This window comes from Rathayibacter sp. AY1B8 (assembly GCF_002932775.1).
Lineage (GTDB): Bacteria > Actinomycetota > Actinomycetes > Actinomycetales > Microbacteriaceae > Rathayibacter.
This window is the reverse complement of the sequence record NZ_PSWJ01000041.1, coordinates 1-8,564: the sequence shown is the minus strand read 5'-3', so window position 1 is coordinate 8,564 and position 8,564 is coordinate 1. Positions and strand designations below refer to the sequence as shown.

Sequence of the window (8,564 nt, the reverse complement as noted above, 5' to 3'; positions counted from 1 at the left end):
TGCGTTCGCCGCGGGTGAATCGCTTGGCACGCGATTCCCACGACGGCTCGTGGGTTGGGCCGCTCCCTGCGCGGCTCCTCGCGGTCGGCCTGGAGAGGTGGTCGCGATGGGTGGAGCGGGGTGCGTTCGCCGCGCGGGAATCGCTGGGCACGCGGCGGTGTTCGTTGCGGGGCCGCTCCCTGCGCGGCCCCTCGCGGTCGGCTTCGCGAGGTGGTTGCGATGGGTGGAGCGGGGCGCGTTCGCCGCGGGTGAATCGCTTGGCACGCGATTCCCACGACGGCTCGTGGGTTGGGCCGCTCCCTGCGCGGCTCCTCGCGGTCGGCCTGGAGAGGTGGTCGCGATGGGTGGAGCGGGGTGCGTTCGCCGCGCGGGAATCGCTGGGCACGCGGCGGTGTTCGTTGCGGGGCCGCTCCCTGCGCGGCCCCTCGCGGTCGGCTTGTTGGGTGGAGCGGGTTGCGGCCGCCGCGCGAGAATCGCTTGGCACGCGATTCACGCTGACGGCTCGTGGGCGGTGGCGAGCCTGCGCCGATCGTGCGGTGAAGGGGTTCGAGGTCGGTGGCTGCGCGGTGCGCGCGGCGGCGAACAACGACCGGGGGCGCAGTCAGATCTTGCGGAGGAGGACCGAGGAGACGGTGTGGTCGGCCTGCTTGCGGAGGACCAGGCTCGCGCGGGAGCGGGTGGGGCGCACGTTCTGCAGCAGGTTCGGCTCGTTGATCGCGGCCCAGATGCTCCGCGCGCGCTCTCGGGCCTCATCCGGGCTGAGCGCCGCGTATCGGTGGAAGTAGGAGTTCGGATTCGCGAACGCGCCCTGCTGCAGGGTGAGGAAGCGCTCCTCGTACCAGCGCGCGATGTCGCTGGTCCGGGCGTCGACGTAGACGGTGAAGTCGAACAGGTCGCTCACCGCCAGGCCGTGACCGGGCACCGGCGGCTGCAGCACGTTCAGGCCCTCGACGATCAGCACGTCCGGCCGCCGCACGACGATCTCGGCGTCGGGGACGATGTCGTAGGAGAGGTGCGAGTAGAACGGCGCGCGCACCTCCGCGGCCCCGCCCTTCACCTCCGAGACGAAGCGCAGCAGCGCCCGCCGGTCGTACGACTCGGGGAAGCCCTTGCGGCTCATCAGACCGCGACGCTCCAGCTCGCGGTTGGGCAGCAGGAAGCCGTCGGTGGTCACCAGCTCGACGCGGGGCGTGTCCTCCCAGCGGGCGAGCAGCTCCCGCAGCAGGCGCGCGATCGTCGACTTGCCCACCGCGACCGACCCCGCGACGCCGATCACGAACGGAGTCGGCTGCGCGCGCTCCCCGAGGAACGTGCTCGTCGCGCGGTGCAGGTGCCGCGCGCCACCGGCGTACAGGCTCAGCAGGCGCGAGAGCGGCAGGTAGACCTCCGCGACCTCGGTGAGGCTCAGCCGGTCGCCCAGCCCCCGCAGCTGCACGACCTCGGTCTCCGACAGCGGCAGCTCCGTGGTGCGGGCGAGCTCGGCCCAGTCGGAGCGGACGATCTCGACGAAGGGGGAGGGGTGCGCGTCGCGCGCGGGATCGCGAGGAGACGACGGCATGGGGACCGATCCTAGCGTCCGCCCCGCCGGGTGCCCGACGCCGCGGGAGGCGCCTCCGCGCCGCTTAGAATCGAGCGCATGTGTGGAATCGTTGGATACGTCGGTGAGCGCGACAGCCTGGCCGTGCTGCTCGGGGGCCTGAAGCGTCTGGAGTACCGCGGCTACGACTCGGCCGGCGTGGCCGTGATCGACGCCGACGGGCAGCTCGACAGCCGCAAGCGCTCGGGCAAGCTCAGCGTCCTGGTCGACGACCTCGAGGCGCACCCGCTGGCCGAGGGCACCACGGGCATCGGCCACACCCGCTGGGCGACGCACGGCGGCCCGACCGACCGCAACGCCCACCCCCACCTCGCGGACGAGGGCAGGCTCGCCGTCATCCACAACGGCATCATCGAGAACTTCCAGCCGCTCAAGGAGCAGCTGCTCGCCGAGGGCGCCGTCTTCGAGAGCGAGACCGACACCGAGGTCGCCGCGCACCTGATCGCCCGCGAGTACCGCCGCACCGGCGACCTCGTGCTCGCCTTCCAGGCCGTCGTCGCGCACCTCGAGGGCGCGTTCACCCTGCTCGCCCTGCACCAGGACCAGCCCGGCGTGGTCGTCGGCGCGCGCCGCAACTCGCCGCTCGTGATCGGCCTGGGCGACGGGGAGAACTTCCTCGGCTCCGACGTCGCGGCGTTCGTCGAGTTCACCCGCCGCGCGGTCGCCATCGGCCAGGACCAGATCGTCACGATCACCCCGGAGCTCGTCACGGTGACCGACTTCTTCGGCAACCCCGTCGAGACCGAGCCGTTCGAGATCGCCTGGGACGCGTCGGCGTCCGAGAAGGGCGGCTGGTCGAGCTTCATGGCCAAGGAGATCACCGAGGGCCCCGAGGCCGTCGCCAACACGCTCCGCGGCCGCATCCACGAGGGCGCGATCACGCTGCCCGAGCTCGACGCGCTCGGTCCGGTGCTGACGGAGATCGACCGCATCACGATCATCGCCTGCGGCACGGCCGCCTACTCGGGCATGGTCGCCAAGTACGCGATCGAGAAATGGGCGCGCGTCCCCGTCGAGGTCGAGCTCAGCCACGAGTTCCGCTACCGCGACCCGGTGCTCACCCCGCGCACCCTCGTCGTCTCGATCAGCCAGTCCGGCGAGACGATGGACACGCTGATGGCGGTCAAGTACGCCCGCGAGCACGGCGCCAAGACGCTCTCGGTCTGCAACACCCAGGGCGCGACGATCCCGCGCGAGTCGGACGCCGTGCTCTACACGCACGCGGGACCGGAGGTGGCGGTCGCCTCGACCAAGGCCTTCGTCGCCCAGATCGCGGCGCTCTACCTCTTCGGGCTGCACCTGGCCGCGGTGCGCGGAGCCGCCTCCACCGAGCTCGTCGCCTCGCAGGCGGCCCAGCTCGCCGCGATCCCGGAGAAGCTCTCCCGCGTGCTCGACGCCTCCGACGACATCGCCCAGCTGGCCGGTTGGATGGCCGACACCCGCGCGGTGCTGTTCCTCGGCCGCCACGTCGGCTACCCGGTGGCGCTCGAGGGCGCGCTGAAGCTCAAGGAGCTCGCCTACATCCACGCCGAGGGCTTCGCGGCGGGCGAGCTCAAGCACGGCCCGATCGCGCTGATCGAGCCGGGCCAGGTCGTGTTCGTGATCGTGCCGAGCCCGAGCGAGTCGTACGAGCTGCAGCGCAAGGTGATCTCGAACATCCAGGAGATCAAGGCCCGCGGCGCCCGCGTCATCGCGATCGCGGAGCAGGGCGACACGGCCGCGATCCAGATCGCCGACGAGGTCGTTCCGATCCCGCTCGCCGACCCGCTGTTCGAGCCGCTGCTCGCCGTCACCCCGCTGCAGATGTTCGCGATGGAGCTCGCCGCCGCCAAGGGCCTCGACGTCGACCAGCCGCGCAACCTCGCCAAGTCGGTCACGGTCGAGTGATCGAGCCGTGATCGTGGGGATCGGGGTGGACGTCGTGGACCTCGCGCGCTTCGAGCGCTCGCTGACGCGCACGCCCCGGCTCCGCGACCGGCTGTTCGCCGAGAGCGAACGCTCGCTCCCCGTCGCCTCACTGGCGGGCCGCTTCGCCGCCAAGGAGGCGCTGATCAAGGCGCTCGGCGACTCCGTGGGCGCCGGGTGGCACGACATGGTCGTCGAGCGGGACGAGTACGGGAATCCGTCCTTCGCGCTGCACGGCCCGGCCCGGGCGGCCGCGGAGGCGCGGGGGATCACGCGCGTGCACCTCTCGATGACGCATGACGCGGGCGTGGCCTGCGCGTTCGTGGTGGCCGAGTCGTGAGCGTCCCTGCGTCGTACCGCGAGGCGGTGATCGACGTCGACGCGATGGCGGCGAACGCCGCGCGTCTACGCGAGCTCACCGGTGCCCGACGGCTGATGGCCGTCGTCAAGGCCAACGGGTACGGGCACGGCGCCCTGGCTGCGGCGCAGGCGGCGCTCGACGGCGGCGCGGACGCCCTCGGCACCGCGGAGCTGCGGGAGGCCGTGGCCCTGCGCGAGGCAGGCGTCGTCGCTCCGATCCTCTGCTGGCTGCACGACCCCGGCGAGGACTTCGACGCGGCGCTCGAGCACTCGATCGACGTCGCCGTCTCCTCCGTCGACCAGATCGACACGCTCGCGCAGTCGGCGGAGGACCGCGGTGTGCGCGCCGCCGTGCAGCTCAAGGTCGACACGGGCCTCAGCCGCAACGGCGCCGCGGAGGAGGAGTGGCCGCACCTGGCGGAGTCGCTCGCCCGTCACAGCGCTCGCGGCACCGTCCACCTCACCGGGCTCTTCTCGCACCTGTCCAACACCTCGCGCGAGGACGACCTCGCCCAGCTCGCGCTCCTCCGCCGCGCCGAGGCCGTGCTGGCCGCGCACGGGGTGCAGGTGCCGGTCCTGCACCTCGCGGCGACGGCGGCGGCGCTGCGCCTCCCGGAGACACGCCTCGACATGGTGCGCAGCGGCATCGCCCTCTACGGACTCTCGCCGTTCGAGGACGAGACCTCGCTCCAGCTCGGGCTCGTCCCGGCGATGACGCTGCAGGGCCGCGTCGCCGGCGTCCGCCGGGTGCCCCACGGGACCGGCGTGAGCTACGACTACACCTGGCGGGCCGAGGGCGGGACGGCCCTCGCGCTCGTGCCGTTCGGCTACGCGGACGGCATCCCGCGGAGCGCCTCCGGCGTCGCGGAGGTCTCGATCGGCGGCCGCCGCCACCGGATCGCCGGGCGGGTCGCGATGGATCAGTTCGTCGTCGACGTGGGGGATGCGAGCGTCGCGACGGGCGACCCGGTGACGCTCTGGGGCGACCCGACGACCGGCGTCCCCTCGGTCGACGAGTGGGCGCGGTGGTGCGGCACCATCAACTACGAGCTGGTCACCCGGCTCGGGCCGCGGGTCCAGCGGCGGCTGCTGAGCGCGGCGGACGGCCGTGCCTGAGCGCTCCTGGTTCGCGGACCGCGTCGTCGAGGTCGCCGATCCGGAGGCCATGGCGGAGCTCGGCCGCGAGCTCGGCCGAGTGCTGCGTGCCGGCGACCTGCTGGTGCTGACCGGGCCGCTCGGCGCGGGCAAGACGACCTTCACGCGCGGGCTCGGCGAGGGCCTCGACGTGCGGGGTCCCGTGACGAGCCCCACCTTCGTGATCGCGCGGACGCATCCGCCGCTGCACGACGGGCCGCCGCTCGTACACGTCGACGCCTACCGCGTGGGCTCGCCGGTCGAGCTCGACGACCTCGACCTCGATCCGGCGCGCTCTGTGATCGTCGTGGAGTGGGGGGCCGGGATGCTGGACGGCGTCGCGGAGTCCTGGCTCGACGTGGTCATCGAGCGGCCGACCGCCGGCTCCGACGCCGAGGAGGGCGAGGAGCCGATCGAGCCGCGGACCGTCCGCTTCCGCGGCACCGGCTGGAGCTGAGCCCGCGGGTACCCTGGACGCGTGCTCCTCGCGATCGACACCTCCTCCGGAACCTCCGTCGCCGTCGTCGACTCCTCGGGCGCCGTGCGCTCGGAGCGCACCGAGACCGACACCATGCGCCACGCGGAGGTGGTCGGCCGGCTGATCCAGGAGGCGCTCGAGGCGGCCGACGTGGCTCCCGGGGGCATCGAGGCGGTCGCCGTGGGCATGGGCCCCGGCCCCTTCACCGGCCTCCGGGTCGGGATCGCCGCCGCCCGGGCCTTCGCGCTCGGCCGCGGCGTCCCCACCCTCCCCGTGGTCTCGCACGACGCGATCGCGCTCGCCGCGCTGCGGCACGGGCGCGCCGCGGGCTTCCTCGTCGTCACCGACGCCCGCCGCCGCGAGCTGTACTGGAGCGCCTACGACGGGCTCGACGACCAGGGACTCCCCGTCCGCCTCGCCGGCCCGGGCCTGGACAAGCCGCCGGCCCTCCCGCATCCGGAGCTCCCACGCCTGGAGGCCGAGTCGGTCTCCGCCGGCGAGCTCGGAGTCGTGGCAGCCCGCCTGCGCGCGGCCGGTCGGCCCGGTGCCGCGGACGAGCCCCTCTACCTCCGCTCGCCCGACGTCACGCTGTCGGCCGGCCCCAAGCGGGTGACAGCATGAGCGAGGCCGCGCTCCGCGACGCGCAGCCGGACGACCTCGACGCCGTCATGGCGATCGAGCAGTCCGAGTTCGTCGGCGACGCCTGGTCGCGCGGGATGATGGCGGAGGAGATCCGGAGCCGTCACACCCGGTACCTGGTCGCCGAGCAGGACGGCGAGGTGGTCGGCTACGCCGGGCTCCTCTGCCCCGTCGGCGCTCACGAGGGCGACGTGCAGACGATCGCGGTCGTCGCCCGGGTCCGCCGCACCGGCCTCGGCCGCCGACTGCTGCGCGCGCTCCTCGAGGCGGCCCGCGAGCGAGGCGCCCGCGAGGTCTTCCTCGAGGTCCGCGCCGACAACCCCGCCGCGCAGACCCTCTACCGCTCGGAGGGCTTCGAGGAGATCGGCGTCCGCCCCGCCTACTACCAGCCCGACGGAGTGGACGCGATCGTGATGCGCCGGCCGCCGACCCCGACCCAGGAGACCCCGTGAGCACCGGACCCCTCGTCCTCGGCATCGAGACCAGCTGCGACGAGACGGGGATCGGCATCGTCCGCGGCACGACGCTGCTCTCGAACACCATCGCCTCCTCGATGGAGGAGCACGCCCGCTACGGCGGCGTCGTGCCCGAGGTGGCCGCCCGGGCGCACCTGGAGGCGCTCGAGCCCGCCCTGCACGCGGCGCTCTCCGAGGCCGGTGTCGCGCTCGGCGACCTGGACGCGATCGCGGTCACCAGCGGACCGGGGCTCTCGGGCGCACTCATGGTCGGCGTCGGAGCGGCGAAGGCGCTCGCCGTCTCGCTCGGCCTGCCGCTCTACGCCGTGAACCACCTCGTCGGACATGTGGGAGCCGACGTCCTCCGGGCCGACGGCAGCGAGGGCAGCCCCGTCGAGGTGCCGACGATCGCGCTGCTGGTCTCGGGCGGGCACACCTCGCTCCTGCACGTGCGCGATCTGGTGTCGGACGTCGAGCTGCTCGGCGAGACCATCGACGACGCCGCCGGCGAGGCCTTCGACAAGGTGGCGCGCGTCCTGGGCCTGCCCTATCCCGGCGGACCGCAGATCGACCGGGTGGCGGCGGACGGGGACCCGAAGGCGATCCGCTTCCCCCGCGGGCTCAGCCTGCCGAAGGACCTCGAGCGCCACCGCTACGACTTCTCGTTCTCAGGGCTGAAGACCGCGGTCGCCCGCTGGGTCGAGAAGCGCCAGGACGCGGGGGAGGAGGTGCCCGTGGCCGACGTCGCGGCGAGCTTCCGCGAGGCGGTCGCCGACGTCCTGCTCACGAAGGCGCTCGCCGCCTGCCGCGACCGGGGCGTGCCGCGCCTCCTGCTCGGGGGCGGCGTGGTCGCCAACGCCCGGGTGCGCGCTCTGGCGGAGGAGCGGTGCGCGGCCGCGGGAGTGACCCTGCGGATCCCGGCGCTCTCGCTCTGCACCGACAACGGCGCGATGATCGCCGCACTGGCGGCGCAGCTGATCGAGGCGGGGCATCCGCCGTCGGGGCTCGGCTTCGGGGCCGACTCGACCCTCCCGGTCACCGAGATCCAAGTCCGCTGAGGCCTCTACCGGGCGGCGGCCGGGCCGCGCAAGCGCCGTCCAGCTTTTTGACAGGCGGATCGTGCCACTGCCACTCTTGGCCGCATCCGCTCGTTCCTGACCCTGGGGGATTCCATGACCACTCCGTACACGCCCGCGTCCGACCGCTACAACATCCTGGCGATCATCGGCTTCATCGCCTCGTTCTTCGTCTCCATCGTGGGCATCGTGCTGGGCTTCATCGCCCTGTCGCAGATCAAGCGCACGGGGGAGAAGGGCCGCGGCCTAGCCCTCGCCGCCGTCATCATCGGCTTCGTCGCGATCATCATCACCATCATCTCGTTCGTCGCGCTCTTCTCGATCGCGGCGACCATGCCCTCGACCGGGTACTGATCGACACGCCTCCGAGGCTCGGGGGCGCCCGCACCACCAGGAGGACACCGTGACCGACGACACCGCGCCCGGACCGCAGACCGGACCGGCACCCGCGCCGTTCGCCCCTCCGCTCGGCGAGCCGTCGGCGGCCTACCCGCCGCCGACGGCCTCCGCCGATCCCTACCCCGGTCTCCCGCCCCGCCGCCCGCCGATGAATCCGCTCGCGGTCGCGGCTCTGGTGTGCGGACTGCTGGGGCTGGCGCCCGCCGCCATCGTCCTCGGCCACATCGGCTTCGCCCAGGCCCGACGCTCCGGACAGCGCGGACGCGGTCTCGCGGTCGCCGGTTTCGTGCTGGGCTACCTCGCGATCGTCCTCGCGGTGATCGCCTACCTCGCCTGGACGGCCTTCGTCGGCGACCTGCGCGACGGCGGGTACCTGCCCGCGTGAGCGGACGGAACCCCTCCGCCGCCGCCCGGGTGCTGGCTAGACTCGCGCCATGAGCGACGACAGCACCCGTCCCGGCCCCGGCTCCGACGAGGCTCAGCGTGCGCGGGACGACGGGCGCCGGTGCGGCCGCGTAGGC

10 protein-coding genes are annotated in these 8,564 nt (G+C 73.5%); 9 read left to right on the top strand and 1 reads right to left on the bottom strand.

The window, feature by feature from the left end:
- Positions 1–601: 601 nt before the first annotated feature.
- The gene (gene coaA, locus C5C63_RS16135) at positions 602–1,558 is read right to left on the bottom strand and encodes a type I pantothenate kinase (RefSeq protein ID WP_104234153.1); all 957 of its coding nucleotides are present in this window, start codon (positions 1,556–1,558) and stop codon (positions 602–604) included.
- Between the two features lie 78 nt (positions 1,559–1,636).
- On the opposite strand from coaA, the gene glmS reads away from it, so the two are divergent.
- The 9 genes from glmS to C5C63_RS16090 all read left to right on the top strand — a co-directional run bounded on the left by glmS (position 1,637) and on the right by C5C63_RS16090 (position 8,428).
- The gene (gene glmS, locus C5C63_RS16130; protein ID WP_104227413.1) at positions 1,637–3,484 is read left to right on the top strand and encodes a glutamine--fructose-6-phosphate transaminase (isomerizing); all 1,848 of its coding nucleotides are present in this window, start codon (positions 1,637–1,639) and stop codon (positions 3,482–3,484) included.
- Between the two features lie 7 nt (positions 3,485–3,491).
- Positions 3,492–3,842 carry a holo-ACP synthase gene (locus C5C63_RS16125; RefSeq protein ID WP_104292482.1) on the top strand — a complete coding sequence of 117 codons (351 nt, stop codon included), beginning with the start codon at positions 3,492–3,494 and terminating at the stop codon, positions 3,840–3,842.
- A complete protein-coding gene (gene alr / locus C5C63_RS16120; protein ID WP_181110647.1) occupies positions 3,839–4,978 on the top strand; it encodes an alanine racemase in 1,140 nt (379 codons plus the stop codon). The genes C5C63_RS16125 and alr overlap by 4 nt, the downstream gene beginning before the upstream one ends.
- 49 nt (positions 4,979–5,027) lie before the next feature.
- Entirely contained in the window at positions 5,028–5,453 is a 426-nt protein-coding gene (gene tsaE / locus C5C63_RS16115) for a tRNA (adenosine(37)-N6)-threonylcarbamoyltransferase complex ATPase subunit type 1 TsaE (RefSeq protein WP_104227417.1), read from the top strand.
- A gap of 21 nt (positions 5,454–5,474) precedes the next feature.
- Positions 5,475–6,095 (top strand): tRNA (adenosine(37)-N6)-threonylcarbamoyltransferase complex dimerization subunit type 1 TsaB, encoded by a 621-nt coding sequence (tsaB, locus tag C5C63_RS16110; RefSeq protein WP_104251126.1) that lies wholly within the window; start codon positions 5,475–5,477, stop codon positions 6,093–6,095.
- The gene (gene rimI / locus C5C63_RS16105; protein ID WP_104292481.1) at positions 6,092–6,565 is read left to right on the top strand and encodes a ribosomal protein S18-alanine N-acetyltransferase; all 474 of its coding nucleotides are present in this window, start codon (positions 6,092–6,094) and stop codon (positions 6,563–6,565) included. The genes tsaB and rimI overlap by 4 nt, the downstream gene beginning before the upstream one ends.
- A complete protein-coding gene (gene tsaD, locus C5C63_RS16100) occupies positions 6,562–7,626 on the top strand; it encodes a tRNA (adenosine(37)-N6)-threonylcarbamoyltransferase complex transferase subunit TsaD (RefSeq protein ID WP_104225013.1) in 1,065 nt (354 codons plus the stop codon). Before rimI ends, tsaD begins: the two co-directional genes overlap by 4 nt.
- A gap of 114 nt (positions 7,627–7,740) precedes the next feature.
- Complete coding sequence (locus C5C63_RS16095) at positions 7,741–7,998, top strand: DUF4190 domain-containing protein (protein WP_104225014.1); 258 nt, start codon at positions 7,741–7,743, stop codon at positions 7,996–7,998.
- A 49-nt stretch (positions 7,999–8,047) separates the two neighbouring features.
- The gene (locus C5C63_RS16090; protein ID WP_104296038.1) at positions 8,048–8,428 is read left to right on the top strand and encodes a DUF4190 domain-containing protein; all 381 of its coding nucleotides are present in this window, start codon (positions 8,048–8,050) and stop codon (positions 8,426–8,428) included.
- Positions 8,429–8,564 lie beyond the last annotated feature (136 nt).

Coding starts and splice junctions, on each gene's coding strand:
- coaA (WP_104234153.1), bottom strand. CDS start 1,558: ATGCCGTCGTCTCCTCGCGATCCCGCGCGCGACGCGCACCCCTCCCCC.
- glmS (WP_104227413.1), top strand. CDS start 1,637: ATGTGTGGAATCGTTGGATACGTCGGTGAGCGCGACAGCCTGGCCGTG.
- tsaE (WP_104227417.1), top strand. CDS start 5,028: ATGGCGGAGCTCGGCCGCGAGCTCGGCCGAGTGCTGCGTGCCGGCGAC.
- rimI (WP_104292481.1), top strand. CDS start 6,092: ATGAGCGAGGCCGCGCTCCGCGACGCGCAGCCGGACGACCTCGACGCC.
- C5C63_RS16095 (WP_104225014.1), top strand. CDS start 7,741: ATGACCACTCCGTACACGCCCGCGTCCGACCGCTACAACATCCTGGCG.